General features: G+C 57.3%; 18 protein-coding genes. 11 read left to right on the forward strand and 7 right to left on the reverse strand.

Going from position 1 to position 18,384, the window contains the following annotated elements; all coding sequences use genetic code 11:
- Window positions 1-6 precede the first annotated feature (6 nt).
- Window positions 7-762, forward strand: a complete 756-nt coding sequence (istB, locus tag SHEWANA3_RS06590) for an IS21-like element ISAs29 family helper ATPase IstB (RefSeq protein WP_000194037.1) — start codon at window positions 7-9, stop codon at window positions 760-762.
- Between the two features lie 304 nt (window positions 763-1,066).
- Window positions 1,067-1,576, forward strand: coding sequence for a DNA repair protein RadC (gene radC / locus SHEWANA3_RS06595; RefSeq protein WP_011716329.1), 510 nt, complete (start codon window positions 1,067-1,069; stop codon window positions 1,574-1,576).
- 43 nt (window positions 1,577-1,619) lie between these two features.
- On the opposite strand, the gene SHEWANA3_RS06600 is transcribed toward radC, so the two are convergent.
- From SHEWANA3_RS06600 to SHEWANA3_RS06625, 6 genes are all read right to left on the reverse strand, one after another.
- A complete protein-coding gene (locus SHEWANA3_RS06600) occupies window positions 1,620-2,429 on the reverse strand; it encodes a hypothetical protein (RefSeq protein WP_011716330.1) in 810 nt (269 codons plus the stop codon).
- A gap of 150 nt (window positions 2,430-2,579) precedes the next feature.
- Entirely contained in the window at window positions 2,580-5,864 is a 3,285-nt protein-coding gene (locus tag SHEWANA3_RS06605) for an AAA domain-containing protein (RefSeq protein ID WP_011716331.1), read from the reverse strand.
- A gap of 75 nt (window positions 5,865-5,939) precedes the next feature.
- Window positions 5,940-7,685 (reverse strand): hypothetical protein, encoded by a 1,746-nt coding sequence (locus SHEWANA3_RS06610; RefSeq protein WP_011716332.1) that lies wholly within the window; start codon window positions 7,683-7,685, stop codon window positions 5,940-5,942.
- 64 nt (window positions 7,686-7,749) lie between these two features.
- Window positions 7,750-8,643, reverse strand: a complete 894-nt coding sequence (locus SHEWANA3_RS06615) for a nucleotidyltransferase (RefSeq protein ID WP_011716333.1) — start codon at window positions 8,641-8,643, stop codon at window positions 7,750-7,752.
- Between the two features lie 12 nt (window positions 8,644-8,655).
- Complete coding sequence (locus tag SHEWANA3_RS06620) at window positions 8,656-9,618, reverse strand: patatin-like phospholipase family protein (protein WP_011716334.1); 963 nt, start codon at window positions 9,616-9,618, stop codon at window positions 8,656-8,658.
- The gene (locus SHEWANA3_RS06625; RefSeq protein ID WP_011716335.1) at window positions 9,615-9,905 is read right to left on the reverse strand and encodes a helix-turn-helix transcriptional regulator; all 291 of its coding nucleotides are present in this window, start codon (window positions 9,903-9,905) and stop codon (window positions 9,615-9,617) included. Before SHEWANA3_RS06625 ends, SHEWANA3_RS06620 begins: the two co-directional genes overlap by 4 nt.
- Window positions 9,906-10,190: 285 nt before the next feature.
- Between SHEWANA3_RS06625 and SHEWANA3_RS06635 the strand changes: the two genes are divergently transcribed.
- From SHEWANA3_RS06635 to SHEWANA3_RS06680, 9 genes are all read left to right on the forward strand, one after another.
- Window positions 10,191-10,520, forward strand: a complete 330-nt coding sequence (locus SHEWANA3_RS06635) for a DUF2958 domain-containing protein (RefSeq protein WP_011716336.1) — start codon at window positions 10,191-10,193, stop codon at window positions 10,518-10,520.
- A gap of 322 nt (window positions 10,521-10,842) precedes the next feature.
- Window positions 10,843-11,640 (forward strand): DUF2285 domain-containing protein, encoded by a 798-nt coding sequence (locus SHEWANA3_RS06640; RefSeq protein ID WP_011716337.1) that lies wholly within the window; start codon window positions 10,843-10,845, stop codon window positions 11,638-11,640.
- 83 nt (window positions 11,641-11,723) lie between these two features.
- Window positions 11,724-12,008, forward strand: coding sequence for a helix-turn-helix domain-containing protein (locus SHEWANA3_RS06645; RefSeq protein WP_011716338.1), 285 nt, complete (start codon window positions 11,724-11,726; stop codon window positions 12,006-12,008).
- 26 nt (window positions 12,009-12,034) lie between these two features.
- Window positions 12,035-12,892, forward strand: coding sequence for a replication initiator protein A (locus tag SHEWANA3_RS06650; RefSeq protein ID WP_011716339.1), 858 nt, complete (start codon window positions 12,035-12,037; stop codon window positions 12,890-12,892).
- 286 nt (window positions 12,893-13,178) lie between these two features.
- A complete protein-coding gene (gene parA, locus SHEWANA3_RS06655) occupies window positions 13,179-13,817 on the forward strand; it encodes a ParA family partition ATPase (protein ID WP_011716340.1) in 639 nt (212 codons plus the stop codon).
- Window positions 13,814-14,065: a hypothetical protein gene (locus SHEWANA3_RS06660; protein ID WP_011716341.1), complete on the forward strand. Its 252-nt coding sequence runs from the start codon at window positions 13,814-13,816 to the stop codon at window positions 14,063-14,065. Before parA ends, SHEWANA3_RS06660 begins: the two co-directional genes overlap by 4 nt.
- Window positions 14,062-14,595: a DUF2840 domain-containing protein gene (locus SHEWANA3_RS06665; RefSeq protein WP_011716342.1), complete on the forward strand. Its 534-nt coding sequence runs from the start codon at window positions 14,062-14,064 to the stop codon at window positions 14,593-14,595. The genes SHEWANA3_RS06660 and SHEWANA3_RS06665 overlap by 4 nt, the downstream gene beginning before the upstream one ends.
- Complete coding sequence (locus SHEWANA3_RS06670) at window positions 14,592-15,179, forward strand: S26 family signal peptidase (protein ID WP_011716343.1); 588 nt, start codon at window positions 14,592-14,594, stop codon at window positions 15,177-15,179. Before SHEWANA3_RS06665 ends, SHEWANA3_RS06670 begins: the two co-directional genes overlap by 4 nt.
- 412 nt (window positions 15,180-15,591) lie before the next feature.
- Window positions 15,592-17,565, forward strand: a complete 1,974-nt coding sequence (locus SHEWANA3_RS06680) for a relaxase/mobilization nuclease and DUF3363 domain-containing protein (protein ID WP_011716344.1) — start codon at window positions 15,592-15,594, stop codon at window positions 17,563-17,565.
- On the opposite strand, the gene SHEWANA3_RS06685 is transcribed toward SHEWANA3_RS06680, so the two are convergent.
- The gene (locus SHEWANA3_RS06685) at window positions 17,562-18,356 is read right to left on the reverse strand and encodes a helix-turn-helix transcriptional regulator (protein WP_011716345.1); all 795 of its coding nucleotides are present in this window, start codon (window positions 18,354-18,356) and stop codon (window positions 17,562-17,564) included. The two genes, SHEWANA3_RS06680 and SHEWANA3_RS06685, sit on opposite strands and share 4 nt — an antisense overlap.
- Window positions 18,357-18,384: the final 28 nt, after the last annotated feature.

Consider the following 18,384-nt stretch of genomic DNA (forward strand, 5'->3'; position numbering starts at 1 on the left):
CGTCCCATGACCCAACAAACGCTGACCCGCTTGAGACACCTGAAACTGACCGGCATGGCGGATGCCGTGCAACAACAACTGGAACAGGCAAGTACCTACGAAGGGCTGCCCTTCATCGAGCGGCTAAGCCTGCTGGTCGAACACGAACAACTGAGCCGGGAGCAGCGTAAACAAGCTCGGCTGGTCAAGCAGGCGAGGCTCAAACTCCAGGCCACGGTGCAAGAGGTGGACTACCAGTCTGCACGCAACCTGGAGCGGTCACAGGTGGCAAACCTGGCCCAAGGAGAGTGGCTGCGCCGGGGCCAGAACCTGCTCATTACCGGCCCCTGTGGCTGCGGAAAAACCTACCTAGCCTGTGCGCTGGGCTACCAAGCCTGTCAGCAGGGGCACAGCACTCGTTACTACCGGCTGCCGCGTCTGCTACTTGAGCTGAGCCAGGCCAAGGTAGATGGCAGTTACGCCAGACTGCTGGGTCAACTGGCAAGGATAGAGCTGCTGATCCTGGATGACTGGGGACTGGAAGCGGTGAATGCCGAGCAGCGCAACGCCCTGCTGGAGATCATGGATGATCGGTACGGGAAATACTCGACGGTCGTGGTCAGTCAGCTGCCAACGGAAGAGTGGTACGCGAGCTTGGGGGACAACACTCTGGCAGATGCGATCCTGGACCGGCTGATGCACAACGCTCACCGGCTGTCACTGAAGGGAGAATCGATGAGAAAGAGGAGAAGTGAGTTGACCCAATCTGAACACTCGAGTTAGAAACGGGGTGACGTGAGCGCGTTAAGGATCAGGGTGTTCACGTTGGCCGGAATGGCTGTTCAACTTCGCCGGAATACGCACCATAAGGGCCTGCGCGCTCCGCTTGCCAAGGGCGAGTGTATGTAGTGGGTAGGGTATGGGCGGTCTTACTGTTCCCTTCACCGTACCACGGCGTTCTCGCCGTCAAGGGCTGCGCGTGCTCGCACGCTTGCGGCCATGGCCGTTCATGACCCTGTGACAGCTTGCGCTGCGCCGTGCTGACGCCGGTTCCGGGCAATTCCGCCCGAGCAACCGGAGCACGATCATGACACAACTGTCCTTTTCCTCGTTCGATTCCTCTCTGCTGGTCCGTGACGCACAAGGGCGCTACCTGCCGGCGTCGGTAGATCAGATTCTTGACGCCGCGCGTCAGGTCATCGACCAGAAAATACAGCGTGGTATGTCCTTCACCTCACCAACACTTGTCAAAGAGTACCTGTGTGCCAAGCTGGCTGGTTTCGAGCACGAAGTCTTCGCAGTACTGTTCCTAGACTCGCAGCATCGCTTGATCGAATACACCGAGATGTTCAGGGGCACCATCGACAGTGCTTCGGTGTATCCACGCGAGGTGGTCAAGGAGGCCCTGAGGCTCAATGCGGCGGCGGTGATATTCTCGCATAATCACCCCAGCGGAAATTCCGAGCCGAGCCGTGCCGATGAAGCCATCACCAATCGGCTCAAGGAGGCTCTGGCTCTGGTGGATGTACGCTCGCTGGATCATGTCATTGTCGCCGGTAGCGATACTATGTCCTTTGCCGAACGTGGCCTGATCTGACCCAGGGGGCTTCGGCCCCCTTTTTTTGCTTCGCCGGACTTTGCTACTTGGCTCCACTGCGTTCACGCTGCCGGAATCGTTTGATATATGCATCATCGACCAAGTCGTCGGGGTCAAGATCCAATGCGCAGTTGCCTAGTGAGGCCAGTGCCCGGTCGGAAAGCTTGAAGCCGTTTGGTAAGCGGCCGTAATTATCGGCGCAGTTCTCCTCAATAGCGGCGAACAGCGCTTTGAAAAAATCTGCCTTGGATGCACGGACTGCCGCAGTTGCGGCAGCGGTCAAGGGATCCGTTGCAGTCGTGTTGGCGGTCTTCGCATCTAATGCTAATACCTGCAAAAATTCGCTCAGTGAAGGCCAGTACTTGAGGTCAAATTGTCCTCTCAAAGCATCCAGGTGATCTTGTACATAGGACGTGAATAGATAATTGTGCTGGGAGGCCGCCTCAAGCACGTCGCAGACGTGATAGTGAGTATCACTACTAAAGCCAGATGTATTATGCAGGTCAGAACGTCGCTCCAGCAGCATTGCTAACTCTGTCGCCTTCTTTGCAATTTGGTGATTGGTCTTGGTGAGATCGTCTCGCGCAGTTCGCGCTCTCTGTATTTTCTCCGGGCTCCAGAAAGCGGCTGCACTCAGAACCAAACCAAGGAGAAGCGAGAGTGCTGGTGGGTGCAGGTGAAGCTTTTCATGCAGTTCTTCATAGACGTGCTTCATCTCAATCCCGCGATCTAGCAGCCGATCCGCGACGGCGCTTTCGCTTGGCAGGATATGGTGTTCACTGTTGTAACGAATTTCCTTTCGGAGAAAGTCTTCGCAGATCTGCTGTGGATTCATTGTTCCTGTTGAACTCATGGTCGATCCTCAATGTTGTAGTGCTCCACAGCATATTGAGTCAAAGCGAATTCGTCGGTATCTCAGCAAACACTATTTAATAGACGTTGAGGTACCTCCATACCACTCACCAACTACACTATGATCGCCCTCATCGGTTCGAGTGGGCGACTAAGGGGAAATTGGCATCTGTTCCTGCTCGCGCTCCGAAGTGGTCTGCAGTGGTAACAGATCCATGACATCACAAAACAACGCTCGATTCTTCCAGTCGTTTCTGTCGCCAATCACATAGAGGCGTCGTTTGGCGCGCGTTGCCGCTACATTCAAAAGATTCGGCTCCGAAACTGCCCAATTGCGGGCTCCCGAGCCAGCCGTATTCCCGCCCAGCACCAAAATGACAATAGGTGCTTCCTTGCCCTGCATGGTATGGATAGTGCCGGATATCATCTTGTCAGAGAGCATGCTTTTAAGATTTTCTTGGACGGCTTTGTACGGGGTGATGACCGCAATGTCTTCAGCCTTCACGCCATCCCTATGCAACAGCGTAAGCAGATCCTGAAGGGCCTTGCCTTCGGCTGGTACCCAGTTGTCTTGTGACGCCCCGCTGGCTTGAATCCATCCTGTCAGGAAGCTGGCAGGTGTTTCCTTGTCGGGGCGCGGTGTGAGGGTTCCATACACCATCGCTCCGTCATAGGCGATGCGATTAGCGAGCGCATACATGGGTTTGTCGCAGCGTCGGTGAACAACCAACGGTAATCCTACCCAAGTCTTGCCATCGGTCGGTCCAGCCATGCGCCCCCAGCGGGTAGCTTCATCAGCCAGTGTCTGTGCGGATTGTCGATTGGGGAGCCAGTGTGTATCGACTTGGTAGCGTGTACGCATATGTTCGAGCACGGCATCGGAGACGGTGACGATCGGCTTGAGTTGAAGCGGATCGCCCACCAGCAATGCACGCCGGGACCGCCATAACGCGCCGACAGCTGCTTGGGGTGATGCCTGGCCAGCCTCGTCCACCAACAGCCAGCCAATATCGCCGCCCCCCAACGAGCCGAATGAGCGCGCAAACGACGCGAAGGTGCTACTCAATACCGGCACGACCATGAACAGCGACGCCCAGGCAGAGCGAATAGCGTCACGCGAGATGCCGTGGTAGCGGGTGCCAGTCAACATTCCGTTGATGAGAAACAGATTTGAGCGCATACGGGATGCTTCCAATTCAAAGAACACCCGATGAAGCTTGAGTGCCTGAATGAAGACGCGGGCCCGCGCTTGGCGCCAGCCTTCAAAGCGCCAAGGCTCGGCCAGCTCGATGGCATCGCCGCGACCAATAGCGCCGTCTTCCAGCCATGCGAGCAGGTGATCGGCTTGGCCTTCCCTTGCCACGTCGATGGCATCTTGCATGTGTGCTTGGCATTGGCTGCGCAAGCGTTGAAGCGCACGTCGCGTATCGGCGGTGTGCTTTTCTAAGCTCTCCCGCGAAGCACCCAGTTGCTTGGTGAGGCGTGCTATCCGGCTAAACTCGGATTTGGCCAAGTCGTGGTGGCTTTCGAGCCGTTTCCGCTTAGCATCCCAGTCTCGCTGCGCGCCCCAAAAACTGAAAACTTTCGCCCAAAATCCCGGCTTTCGTGCTTGATGCACCTCAAGTTCATACAAGCACTGTTTCAGCGCCATGCTGGCAGGACGGTTCTCTTCGGCATCCAGGCGAGAGAGTTGATTGACCGCATCAGCCAGTTTACTTTCAAGAGTGCGTAGCGCTTCAGATTGCTCCGCGACCTGCTTTCTTGTCTTGCAGAGGGCTTGGATCAGCTCGCGGATGCGATTGGCAGCAGCACACGTTCTGCGCACCTCTGTCTTGGCAGCCTCATAATCGGCGATGGCTTCCTGCCACAAGGCTTGGCGTTGTTCCGGGGAGCGAGTCTTGTTGACCTCAGCGCATGCACTGAGCCATCCGAGAAAGCCTTTCGGTCCTTCTTCCTTGTCCGCCGGTGCCTCGTCGCTCTCCTCGCTTGCACCAAACTTTTCCTCTACCGTGGAAGGCGTAGAAAACAAGGTATTTACAGCATCGCCAAATTCATCATCTAATTCGGCCTCATCTTCGGCGTCAGGGTCCGCCTTGTCGTCGCTGCCGAACGGGCGCTGACCATAGAAGTAGCGCTCCACGAACTTGGTTCGCCGCGTTTTGCTACCCAGCGCACCGGAAATCAATCCCCACGCAGGTTTTCCACTCACCAGTTCGCCCAGCTCGGCGAAATACTCCGCCTCGGGCAGCCAGCTCTCGTCGATCTTGTCGCGCTGGGGTAATTCGAGCGTGACGTTTTCCACCGCGCCGTTATTGGACGAAGCCACAACGATCTCGAAGCCATACAGAGCTGGATCGAGTTTGAAGCACGACTGTTCCTTACCGCCATCATTGGCTGCTTCGCGTCCGTTTCGGACAAACCCATCGGAGGCGCGGGGTAGCTTGGCGAGCACATCGGCCCGGCTGGTAACAATGGTGGCAATCAAATCACGCAGCAGCGTCGTCTTGCCTGTGCCTGGGGGGCCATTGATGCCCAACAGTCCTTGTCCGTTGCCAAGCGTGGCGAGGATCGTATTGACAGCCAACTGCTGGGAATGCACCAGCCCCAGATGCTGTTCCGAGGGCCAGCAGCTCGTGGGATAGGCGTCTGGCATCAATCGATCGATTAGTGGTAGCGATTCGCGATCATTGTCTATTTGCAATCGTAGTCGTGCATCGTGTCGATATAAGTATTGATCTAACGGATTGCTTTTTCCTCCCTTGATGATGCTGTCGGCGACGTTGGCGAGATCATCGAGCAGAAAGCTATTGAGTGGATCGTCTTCCGACTCTGGCTTGTTGGGATTGACAGGCTGGGAGCGAAAGCGAAATACGTGGCCGTCCATGTCACCAAAGAAACCCGCTACGCCGATGTATTGGAGAATCCAGTGTGTCAGTTCACGCAGCGCTCCGCTGGATACCTGACCCTCGAACAGCACTTTCACATGATCGCCGATGGCTGTTTGGTCCTCCTCAAACCCTCTGGTCCAATCCTTTCCCGTCAACACCCGCCCCAGAAACCATGCTTCGCTGGAGAGCACGAAACTGTCATCGACGAACTGACCAGTCATAGTGAATTTCGCTGCGAATAGGGCCGACTCTCGATACTGTGGCTCACGATAGCCCTGATCAGCGCCATAGACTTCCTTGAGGTGTTCAGTGATACGCCGACTGTCATAGATATGGGCAAAGAGTGTGTGGCTCCAGACGCGCCGCTTGGGCAATTTTTGCTTTGCAACAATACTTGCCGTTGACCAAGGAGGGATAGGATTCCCTATGGGCGTGTTGTGAATGAACGCACCGTAGGAACTGCTGCGTTTCTTCAACTTAGGGGCAGACTGCGGTTGCAGCAACTCAACGGCATGCCAATACCGGACAATGCTTTCCTCTACTTTCAAAACTCTTTCCTATTCCTACAGTTGGTGAGGCCCATTGCAGTGGAGCTTACGCCTCCATCGCGCGGCAGTAATCGGCTAGTCAGTAAGATAGCTTTCATCCATCTCGGGATGAGATTCAAACTTTTCCGTTCCGATGTAGATCAAGCCCACTTCCTTCGGAAGAGCATCCAATCTTTCGATTGCATTGTTGATCCGAGAGCATTGCTCGTTATTGATGTAAAACCGATGTTCGTCCAGCCAGTTTCGAGAATCGTGATAGTTGTCGAGTGTCGCCGCTTCTAACCGAGCTATATGCTGTTCTATCTTCGCACGGCTAACCAGCGGTCGGAGCCGAGGAATAATGTCGACGGTGCGATCATCAGATACGACAATGGCAAGCCTTCTGGGACAGCTCGCTGTTACGTAGCGAACGCCGGAATTGTATCGAGAGCCCCTTGAAGGCGTACATTGATCGGTCGCCTCGCCATCGAGAATGATCCCGATGGCATGGCAAAAGCCAGAGGGGTCGAGCAGTATGGTACCGTCGATTCCACTGACACTCTGCATCAACGATTCAGAAAGCAAGGTTGGATCTATACAGGTACCCTGCTTTCTAAGCCGTCGTGCTTCGCTGGCTGCGTCGGCAGCGACGACAATCATGCTGCCGTAATCTTGTCTAGTCTGGGCCAGCAATAGGCTCCATAGGTGCAATCCATTTTCCCGTGAAGCTTGTGGAAACAGGCGAGTATAGTTTGAGAGGAAGGCAGCCTTGTCGAAAGGTTCCTGCGGAAGCTTGGGCACAGCATAGTGACTGCGCAGCAGTACTTGATTGCCACAACGCAGCTCCCAGTGATAGTGATCGATAAAAGCAACTGTGAACGCATCCTGTGCGCTGAAATCGTGCGGATCCCTCAGCTTACCAAGTCCGTAAATGCGCTGACTGTCTGCAATGATGCCAACACCTGTTGTCGCCATCTGCAAGACCTTCCGCGCCCATCGTGGCTCACGAAAAGGAACCGGCTGAGCAAACTTTGCTAGGAATTCGATCGCATCGTTCTCGGGGTCGACGAGAGTAAGCTGACCAACACCTTTCGCCCCTTCATACATGAGAGATGAGATAAGGTTCATTACATCGAAAAGATCGGCATGAATATACCGCTTCTCGATTGAGAGTCCTGGAGTATGCAGGAAATTCTTCGCAGCAATGCGTACGATTTCTTCTGCATCTCTCATACTGTTTTGGATAAATCGTCCAGGCTGAGGGCTCTGCAACTCTTCAGTAGCCTCATGAAGAACTGCATACATCGCTGCATGTATCAAACTGCGAAGCCCACTTCCTTGTTGTCCTTTATCAACAGGCTTTGAAGGCAACGGCGGGAACTGCACAAAAGTTGCGTTTGGAATCTGTATGACCGGGGTAATGTAGTAATCATCAATGCGTCTGACTTCGCCACAGAACGAAGCCACGTCGTGCTCGGCATCGAAGACCTTGAGAGCCTGCCCAACAGATATGCGTACCGAATCTCGGCGCATCCATTCAGGCTTGTCCCGCATACTTGCCTCGTCACCATAAAAAAGGTTCTGCATATCGTGGTTGAGGTAAGTCGATTCGACTGAATCGAGCAAGCCATCAAATAGCGACAGGGGCCATTTTCCCGCTTCTGGCTCGACGCAAACCGGATTCCGGTTTTCGCTATTAGGTCTTCGTGCTCCAACAAGAAGCACTTCTGCCTCTGCAGGTGCGCCCAACTCCCTAAGGACATTGCGAGCTAGCAACTGAATCCGAATTCTGTAGCTGTCTTGGTATCCCCACATGAAAAGGTTGATGACGCGACCGCCCATTCCTAACTCCACCTACTTGCAGGCCGCATTGTCCTAGCGGCGAATGCTTGTTTTTTGGCGTGCCTCACCAAGTATTCCAGAGGTCAATGCTGGCGTTGATAAATGTGTCCGCGTCAGCGCTTTCCCAACAATTGGGCGCTCCACTGCGGAGCAGGTAGTACTGCTCATTGGCACACACTAATTTAGTCTTGTCCGCTTCATTCTGAATCCAATTTATTGCGTCGACGAAGGCGTCCGCATAACTGGAGCTGAATTTGTCGTTCGGGACGTTATAGAGCAAGCCTTCCAAGAAGTAGGACGGGGCGACTCCAGGTTGCAATGTGCCGTTATCAACGAGCTTGCTTCTAATATTCTTCAGGACGCGAACCATAGGTTTGAGCCATTGGTTGCTGTCCTGATGCTTGGCGGTCAGGTTTTGCGAGTGCTGCTTCGGATAGTTGGCAATGCGTTCTCCTGCTCCATTGAAGAAACAGATGCCCTCGGTGTACTGCGCATCTTGGCTGCTCTTGAAATTCCAATAATGCCGGAACTGCATCGCTGCGATGACATCGGCTTTCCGTCTGCTACCATTCGCCGCTACGGCAATGGCCTTGTCTCCGACCTTGACGTCAGAGCCAAAACGGTCAGTAAGCGCCTTAATTACATCCTTCTTGTACTGGTCATATGCGTAAGTGGCCGGAATACGTGCCTGGTCATATATCGCTTTATCTTCAGGCGAAAGCGATGTCAAATCGGTGTAGTAAACATCATCGAGTCGTATGACCACATCCACATCGCTTTCGGAGTAGATGTTTGTATCGTTTCCATAGGAGCCTTGCAGGAACACCTGATAGTTCTTGCCGTGGTACGCAGCACTCGCAGTCTCCAGTGCATCTTTGATGCTATGGTAGGTTGCAGCTGACTGCTTGATAGATCCTTGGTGGGACCAGACTTCGAGCTGTGACTCAGGTATTCCCATGCTCTGCCTCCCTCATATCAAAAACTCCTTTAGCTGTGCCTCATGCGCTGCGAACGATTCACTGCCGCGCTGTCGAAGGAGATTCAATTTATCAAGGTCGTGCTCAAGCAAGTCTGTCGCCATTTCTGGGCGCTCAAAGGTATCGCTGATACGAATTGTTGGAATGTCATTGAATAGAATGTTGCGCAACTGATCCATTGATTGAGTGTTAATCTCAAGCGTCTTCTGAAGCAACTGGACGGCAAGCCATTTTTTGGCTATCCGCATCAGTAATCCCGGCTTTGGTTCAGGGTAAGTACCGACGCCGACGTTCACGACCCGAATATCTTTGCGTTCCATTTCTAAGGCGACAGTCGCGTCTGCTACTGCAAAAAGGGTGGGATTGTTTGCGCAATAGCCTCCATCGATCAATTCGATCTTGTCGCCGGCTGCAGTGACGACCGTCTTCCTATTGAAAAATGGATAGGCCGAACAAGACGCTTGCACTGCGTCAGCAATGCTGACTCCGAATCCAGGACTGAAGGTTCCCTTGCGGCCATGTGCCTGCGCAACGCTACCCTTGAAGATCATGGGACGCTCGGTCATCCAACGGGTAGCGACGATACCGATACCCGTCTTGACATCTTCAAAAGTCTTGTCTGTAAATACTTCCTTCGCCAAATCTTGAAGTGCTGCTGTTCTTTCTGAAGCTGATCGGCTGGACATAACCCGCGGCACATGCGCGGTGTAGAGGGCGTGTATCTGGTCTACTTCATATCCTAGAGCGATGAGTGCAGCAATGATCGCCCCAGTGCTCGTGCCGAACACAAGGTCGAACCGCTTGTATAGTGGGCATCCAAGCATGGCCTCAATTTCCTTGAGAACGCCCAGTGTATAAAAGCCCTTTGCGCCACCGCCATCAAGAGCAAGGACACGGCATACGTTGTCGCTAGCGTATTCCTTGGAGAGCGATGAGGAGGAGGTGGCGTCGCTCATTCCTTTTTACCCTCAACGATCGCATCCAATTCACGCTGGACTTGATCCAGCAACTGGCTAGTTTTGTGCTGGTCGTTCTCTGTATAAGCCAGCGTTAGTAACGTAAGCGGATGCACCTCCATCACCTCGCACAGCTCGGCCAGCTTGCTGAGGGTCGGGCTTTTCAGGTCGCGCTCCAAGGTACTCATGTAGGTGCGGCTCGACACGTCGGAAAACGCTTCTTGGCTCAAGCCACGCGCTTTCCTGACTGCTTTCAACGCCCTCGCCAATGAGTATTCTGCTGCCACCTATGGTTTCCTCTTAAAAACCAAGATGACAACCTATTGCGTCCTATAGGGCTACAATCTATAGTGTTCATTTGGTGATAATCCCCCGTTTCGTGCTTTTACAGAAATCCGCTTTTGCGGATCTCGCCAAATTCGAGGAGTCGTATTTGTGCCTTTCCAGACTTACTCCAATGCGCCTTCACGCTTCTACGCTTCGGCTGATTCGTGGGGTTGCGCTTTTGAGTTTTCACGTACAAATGGTGACGCGGTTTGGTGGTTCTGTTCTTTTGGGGAAGGCGTGCGACCATGACTCTGCTCATCACTGACGCGGAGCGTGCACAATTGATCACCAACGGCGACTCCCTGGACCCAATACCAGTGGTGCGCCTGTTCACCCCGGATGCGCACGCTACCTGGCTGTTGGCCTCGCTCGATCCTGCTGACGGGGACACAGCCCACGGCCTGATCGACCTGGGGATCGGGATGCCTGAGTTGGGAGCGGTGAAGCTGTCTGATCTGGCGTCCATGGTTGGGCCGCACCGGCAGCCCGTGATGCGCGATCGCTACTTCCAGCCGGTGCGCCGGCTGTCGGAATACCTGCGGCTAGCTGAGGAGAACGGCTCGATCATCGACTGAACAATCAGAGACAACGCCAGCGCATTGTGTCTTTTTGGGTCTGGCCTCAGACCGGTTGGGTCTCAATGGCCGACCTTGCATCGAAATGGTGCGCACCTGATCGAAACGGTCATGATGTCTGGCGCGGCTTTTGGCAGGCTGGCCGATGCGGCACGCCATTTTGGGGCTAGCCGTCGTCGCATTTGGAGGAAGTCTGCAACGCCTTGGAGACAGTCGTCCCTGATACTATTAGTTTATCGCTTTATCTATGACGTTTCGATGATCGCTCCATAGCACGAGTATCCGCCGTGGCGACGTACCTCAAGCCGAGGGAGGTTGCGCCATGGCTGATCGCAGCTCTGAGTATTGGTATCCAGCGGCGGCCTATCTCTATGCTCTGCACTTAGATGGCCCCGCGCTGGCGTGGGAATACCTGCGCCGTCATCCTGACTATCGCCAAGACTGGCTACGCTGTCGGCGCCGATCGGACGCGGCGCTGCGCTGGGGCTTACGCCTGCTGGAAAACCCGGCGCTGGATGCGCGCGACGCGCATCCAGCCTGGTTTCCCGATCACGATGCAGTGCTCCAACTCTATCCAGATGTCGACCCGCCGCTCGATACGGAAGTCTTCACGCTTTGGCGCCTTCCGGGCCACAAGCACCTGATTCATGATGGGAGGCGATTGATACTGGTGGCCCGCTGGCCGGGTGCCTGTCTGCGCTTCGCTTTGGCGCCCGACCTGGCCGATGGCATGGCTTACGCCTATGCCATTCGAGCATCCGGCATGTCCCGCGCACGCTGCCAGGCGTTGTCGGCCTCGCTGAGTAAGCTGGCAACCGTCACCGGCATCCCTCCTGTCGCGCTGACGGGGCCTCGGCCATCTCTGGCGCCTCTGTTGGAACTACACACCTTGCAGGCACTCGACGCGACCTTGGCGGGCGCGTCATTGCGTGAAGTAGCCGAAGGGCTGTTCGGGGTCGATGCCGTCGCCGATGACTGGCATGCCGACAGCGCCTTGCGCGCCCGCGTGCGCCGGTTGGTTCGCCGGGGTAATGCGCTGATGCGCGGCGGCTATCGCCGCTTGGTGCAACTTCCTCCCGTTGAGCAGGGACGCGCTGCGGTTACCGCAAAACGTCCCTGAACAAGAGCCCCATGTTTCTTGAGACTGCCTCCATCCGGCCGCGCTGTGTGGCCGGACGTTTTCAACCGATGGAGGTACATCCCATGCGACCCGCTCCTTTACGACCTGCCGCCGTTACTGCCGCTGCGCCCTCGCAGCCACAACGCTACCTAACCAACGACGAAGCCGCCGAATATCTACGCCTGTCGCCGCGTACGCTGGAAAAGCAGCGCGTGATCGGCGGCGGGCCGAAGTTCCGCAAGTTCGGCCGCCGTGTCATGTACGCTGTGGCCGATCTTGATGCGTGGGCCGATGCGCGCAGCTACGAGGCCACCTCCGACCCCGAATACGCCGAACGCCACGCGGGTGACTACCGTGATGGCCGCTGATCGACAGCTCGCCGGTGGCCGTCGCCATGTCCAGTCCATCGCTGCCACTCCGGCAGCGGCCAACGCAGCAGCGAGAGCAGCTCGACCTGTTCCGCGCACTGCCGGCCGAGGATATGGCACCGCGCGACGCCCAGGACTTGATGGCCTATCCGTTCTTCTCGCTGGCAAAGTCGCGGCGCACGGCGCCGATCGACTTTCGCAGCGGCAAGATCACCATTCGTGTCGAGGGCACGCAGGAACACGGCATCGCCACTATCTGGGATGCCGATATATTGATCTGGGCCGCCAGCCAGATTGTCGAAGCCCGCGATGCGGGCATCCAGCCGTCACGTCGAATGCAGGCCACGCCCTACGAGATCCTGCGCTTTATCGGGCGCGGTACGTCGCTGCGCGACTACCAGCGCCTCAAAGCCGCATTCGACCGGCTGCAATCGACCACGGTGGCCACCTCCATCCGCGAGACCACCGGGCGGCGCCTGCACCGGTTTTCCTGGATCAACGAGTGGAAAGAACTGGCCGATGCCAACGGCAAGCCGCTAGGCATCGAGCTGATCTTGCCGGACTGGTTCTATGCGGGCGTACTCGATGCTGCACTGGTATTGACCATCGACCCGACATATTTCCGGCTCACCGGCGGTATAGAGCGCTGGCTGTACCGACTGGTACGCAAGCATGGTGGTCGGCAGGCAAACGGTTGGCAGTTCGATGTTCCTTACCTGTATCGCAAGTCCGGCAGCTTGGCGCAGCCGCGCGATTTTGCACGCGATCTGCGCGCCCTGGTAGCCAAGCAGTCACTGCCTGGTTACGAGCTGTCCATCGAGCGCTGGCCCGGCGAACCAGAGATTCTCGCCTTCCGGCCCGTGCCGCAAACGGCACGGGGATAAGTCTGGGGATGGCAGCAGAACAAGCTGTGAACGGGCTCGTGCTATCGGGCGCGCTAAGACTCGTGCTATCAGGCGCACAGGTATCGTGCTATCAGCCGCGAGAATTTAGTCTAACAAACTGTTTTATAAATACTTTTTTAGCCCTTAACTTTGTATCTAACTTAAAAAATTATCTAACCAATAATAATAAACACTTATTGAAGCGGTGGATAACCGTCAACCAGCAACGGCAAAAGCGTTTTTCAGGCTTTTCAAGGTATTGCTTTCCTGTACGGAGGGCCGCGCCATGATCGTTGCTTTGCTCAACCAGAAAGGCGGCGTAGGCAAGACCACGCTCGCTACCCACATCGCCGGTGAACTCGCGCTGCGCGGTCAGAACGTCATCCTGCTGGATGCCGATCCGCAAGGATCATCACTGGACTGGACACAGCGCCGAAGCCAGCAAGGTTTGCCCAGGCTGTTCAGTGCCGTGGGTCTCGCCCGTGAGACCTTGCATCAAGAGGCGCCAGAACTCGCCAGAAGAGCCGATCACGTCATCATCGATGGCCCGCCCCGGATTGCCGCCTTGGCACGCTCCGCACTGCTGGCGGCCGAGCGGGTACTGATCCCGGTGCAACCGAGCCCCTACGACCTATGGGCTTCTACCGAGATGATGGCGTTGATCCGCGAGGCACACATGTTCCGCCCGCAGCTAACTGCGGCCTTCGTCATCAATCGGCGCGTCAGCACCACGGTAATCGGACGTGAAGCACGACAGGCACTGGCCGGACAGCCGTTGCCCGTACTGCGCGCTGAAGTGCGCCAGCGTATCGTTTTCGCCGACAGCGTGACCGCTGGCCGATTGGCACGCGAAACGTCGCCAAAAAGCATCGCCGCACGTGAAATCACGGCGCTGGTGGATGAACTGCTGCGGTGGCCGTTATGAGCAAGGCGCACAGCAAACGCGTCGGCATCGGTGCGCGTCCTCCCGCCAATCCACAGGCGGAGGCATGGATTCGCCAAGGCGACGCCGACGCACTCAACAAGGGCGATGTCTACACCGCTCGATTGACCCTCGATATCACGCCCGCCATGCGGGCGCGCATCAAGGTCTCAGCCTTCACGCAGGGCGTGACCGTGGCCGAGTTGCTGCGTGCCTTGCTGGAACGCGAGTTCCCGGAGAACCCATCATGAACACACAACCTTCGACGGCACCAGTTGCATCGCGACCGCCGCTCGCCTCGTTCCCCGGCCAGGCCGACAGCGCACCGCTGACGCGCGTCTCGCTGGCCTATCTCGAATCCCGCTTCAAGCTTTACCTGCGCTTCGGTGAACCCGTACGCATCATTCGATTCGATCGCTGGCGGCGCGTGGCGGTGTTCCTGCCAAACGCCATATTCTGCCGCATCCGCTGGCAGGCTAATGACTACGGCACTGTGCGTTGGCAACTCATGGTGATGCAGTCTGGTCTGCCGCGAGATGCCATGCAGCGTATCCCTGGTGTGAAGCCCGGCGCGCGTCTTCTGCTGCACACGCAAGGCGACCACAGGGTGCGCACTATGCTGGAGCGCATCGACGCTATCGAGGCACAAGGTATTGCACCGGCAACGGTGCCGCCCGCGTATTGGCGTACGCTCGCCAATAGGCTTGCTGCGCGTTTGCCGTTGCCTGAGTACACCGCCGAGCGGCATGCCGCCTGGCTGGCCGGGAGGGCGCTGCAATGACCGCTGCTTCTACTGCTGGCCCCGCATCGCGTTCTCGCTCGCGCCTGAGCGTGCACATCTTACTGATAGTTCTTTCCGTCTGCGGCTTGGCTGCATTGGCTTGGGCGTCCTTCGTGCAGCCGTTGCCACGCCTGATCTACAACCCGTCTGACAGCGTGGCAGTAGGCTGGTATCGCCTCGATCCGCTGCACCACCCCTCCGACTCGCTATCACATAGGGCGGAAGTCGGCAGCATCGTCCTGACCACATTGCCGCCAGAAACGGCTGTGCTCGCCGCGCAGCGTGGTTACCTGCCAGACCACATTCCATTGCTGAAACGTGTGGGTGCAGTCGCACCACAACATGTATGCATTTCGGCCGATCAGGTACGCATCGACGGTGTACCGGTGGCCGCTCTGTTGCACACCGATCGGCTTGGCCGGGAGCTGCAAGCCTGGCCGCACTGCCGACAGCTTCAACCTGGCGAACTGTTCCTGTTGAGTGTGACCAACCCGGCGTCGTTTGACAGCCGCTATTTCGGCCCGGTCAGCGTGTCCGCCGTGATCGGTATTGCGAGCCCTGTTTGGCTGGAGAAACGTCAATGATAGCGGCCGATTTACTGCGCTTCATTGTGCCATCGAATCTCCTCCTTGATGGCGCGTCGCCGTGCTATCGCGCGTGTAGTGCGAGCGCATCCGCGCTGCCTTCCAACGTGCAGGCGTCTTGCCTCGAACATGCCCGGCCTGTGGTCGTGGCTGTGTTCGCCGGCGCGCTGGTTGCCAGCAGCACCGCGCCCCCGGTCCGCCGCTGCCCGGAGCGACAGCGAAGGGCAAAGGCGGAAGGCAAGACAAAAGGGGGCGGCACCTGGCCGTCCGTAAAGTCAGTCTGCACGTGTGGGTGGCGCGGCACATCGCGGCGTTGCCACGGTGCCGTGAGGAGCGCGAAACCCGCACTGATGTTGATTTATCGGCGTGCTTTACGCGACGGAACACGCCACAGCTTTCTAGAGACTCAGCCATGAGTGACTACCACGATGATGATTTTCGTATCCGTCCCAATGCGCCAAAGCACCGGGGACAGGGCTTTGTTTCCAAAGTGCTCAAGCAGACAGGCAAAGCCAGTGGGGGCAAATCCTCGGCACGCCGTCAGACATCGGCGGGTAGCGCTGGCCAGCGGCCCGGCTCACGTTTGGGGCGTGGCCATACCGCCGCACGCTTTACGGGCTCTTCACTGACGCCGTTCTCGCGCCGTGTCACTATCAAAACCCTGCTGGTCAATCAGCGCCGGGCTAGCCCGCAGTCGCTGGGGAAGCACCTGCGCTATATCGAGCGCGACGGAGCGGGGCGTAATGGTGAGCCAGGCCGAGCCTATGGGCCGCAGATCGACGAGGCCGATCTCGACGCTTTCAAGGAACGCTGTCAGGGCGACCGGCACCATTTCCGTTTCATCCTTTCGCCCGAGGATGGAGCTGAGCTAGGTGATCTACGCACTTACACACGTCATCTGATGAGCCGGATGGAAGCTGATCTAGGCACGCAGCTGGATTGGGTGGCAGTGGATCACTGGAATACTGACAACCCACACACGCATCTGGTTGTGCGTGGGCGTGACGACACTGGCAAAGACCTCATCATCGCCGGCGACTACATCGCCCACGGCTTCCGCCATCGCGCCGCCGAACTGGCGACGGAATGGCTGGGGCGGCGCACTGAACTGGAGATCCAGCAGACCTTGCGACGCGAGGTGGAACAGGAGCGGTGGACGAGCCTGGATCGCACGCTGCAACGAGAGGCTGGCGATGACCACCGGGTGCAGATCGAACGCTTTATCGACCCGGCGTTGCAACGTCAGAGACAACTGCTCATTGGTCGCTTGCAACACTTGCAGCGCCTGGGCTTGGCGGACGAGATACAGCCCGGCACCTGGAACATTCACGCCGATGCTGAGAAGACATTGCGTGCCCTGGGTGAACGTGGCGATATCATCCGCACCCTGCAAAGGTCCATGAGCGGCCTTTCACGAGAACTGACCGTCTTTGAACCGGGTGAGAGCGGGCGCAGTGTCATCGGGCGTGTGGCTGGTAAAGGACTCGCCGATGAGCTGCGCGACCGGGGTTATTTGGTGATTGACGGCGTGGATGGCAAGGCCCATTACATTTCACTCAACACCAGTGACGAGTTGACGAACTATCCCACCGGGGCCGTGGTGGAAGTGCGCTGTTCTGCTGAACTACGTTCGGCCGACCGCAACATCGCGGAACTGGCAAGCGACGGCCTGTACCGCACAGACCATCACCTAGTCATCGAACAAGGCCGAACCAAGGCTGGGCGCGACCCACAAGAAATCGTCGCAGCCCATGTTCGTCGCCTGGAAGCGTTACGTCGTGTGGGCATTGTGGAGCGCGTGGCCGAGGGGCTATGGAAGGTGCCGGGCGACCTGCCTGAGCGTGGGCGTCAGTATGATACTCAGCGTCTGGGCGGTGTGGCGGTGGAGCTGAAATCGCACCTGCCCATCGAACGTCAGGCGCGCGTGATCGGCGCTACTTGGCTTGACCAGCAACTAATCGGCGGTGGTCGAGGATTCAGTGACATAGGCTTTGGTGGAGAGGTGAAGGAAGCGTTGCAGGAACGAGCCGACTTCCTCGAAGAACAGGGGCTGGCCCATCGACGCGGGCTGGGTGTGATCCTGGCGCGCAACTTGTTGGCGACGCTGCGCAATCGGGAACTGGCACGAGCCGCGCAGGACATTGTCGCCGATACCGGCCTGGAGCATCGCCCCGTGGCCGATGGGCAGCGCGTGGCGGGGATCTACCGGCGCAACGTCATGCTTGCCAGTGGACGCTACGCCATGCTCGATGACGGTATGGGGTTCAGCCTGGTGCCGTGGAAGCCGGTGATCGAGCAGCGGCTGGGTCAGCAGATCGCCGCGACTGTACGTGGTGGTGGGGTGTCGTGGGAGATTGGGCGGCAGAGAGGGCCAACCATCGCTTAGTAAGCTGTTGTCTCGACTTTCGCATAGACCACCAAGCGCAGATGGCGTTCTGCGTCGATGGTCAACGAAGTGTGCTCAAATTCAACCACCTCACCATCCAGTTTAAAATCGCGCACGCCGTTACAGGGGGCGTGCACATCGTGCGCTCGCCACCACATTTTGAATTCCGGCGACACCCGTTTCAGCTCGTCCACCAATTCATGGATGTCTACTTCCTGGGTGGCTCGGGCGAAATCGAGACGAAAGCTCGACAGCATTTGCTGGGCTTGCTCTTCCCAGGCGTCCACGCGCTCGTGCAGGACGGAATCGGTAAACAGCATCCATAGCAGGTTGCGACGTTCGGGGGCGTGCTTGCCAAAGCCGAACAGTGCATCAGCTGGCGCATTGAAGCCCAGCACGTCCCAGCGCAGGTTGAGCACGAAGGCGGGGTGCGGCAAGTCGAGCATCAAACGTCGCACCAGTGGCGGCAGCACGCACCAGGTTTTGCCTGGTTCGGCTGGTGGGCGTTCGTGGGCCAACAGATACAGGTGGCGGCGCTCTGCTGCATCTAGCTTCAGTACCCTTGCCAAATTGTCCAGGAACGTGGCTGACACGCCTATGTCACGGCCTTGCTCCAGCCATGTATACCAAGTCAGCCCAACACCGGCGAGTGCTGCCACCTCCTCTCTGCGAAGCCCTGGCGTACGCCGACGTCCTCCACTAGGGAGGCCTAAATCAGTGGGCGATAACCGTTCACGACGTGCGCGCAAAAAAGCCCCGAGTTCGTCGCGAGTTCGTTTCAAGGTGCGCATAGTTTATCTCGTTGCTTTTAGTAATAGC

Origin of the sequence: Shewanella sp. ANA-3 (assembly GCF_000203935.1) — a bacterium.
Taxonomy (GTDB): Bacteria; Pseudomonadota; Gammaproteobacteria; order Enterobacterales; family Shewanellaceae; genus Shewanella.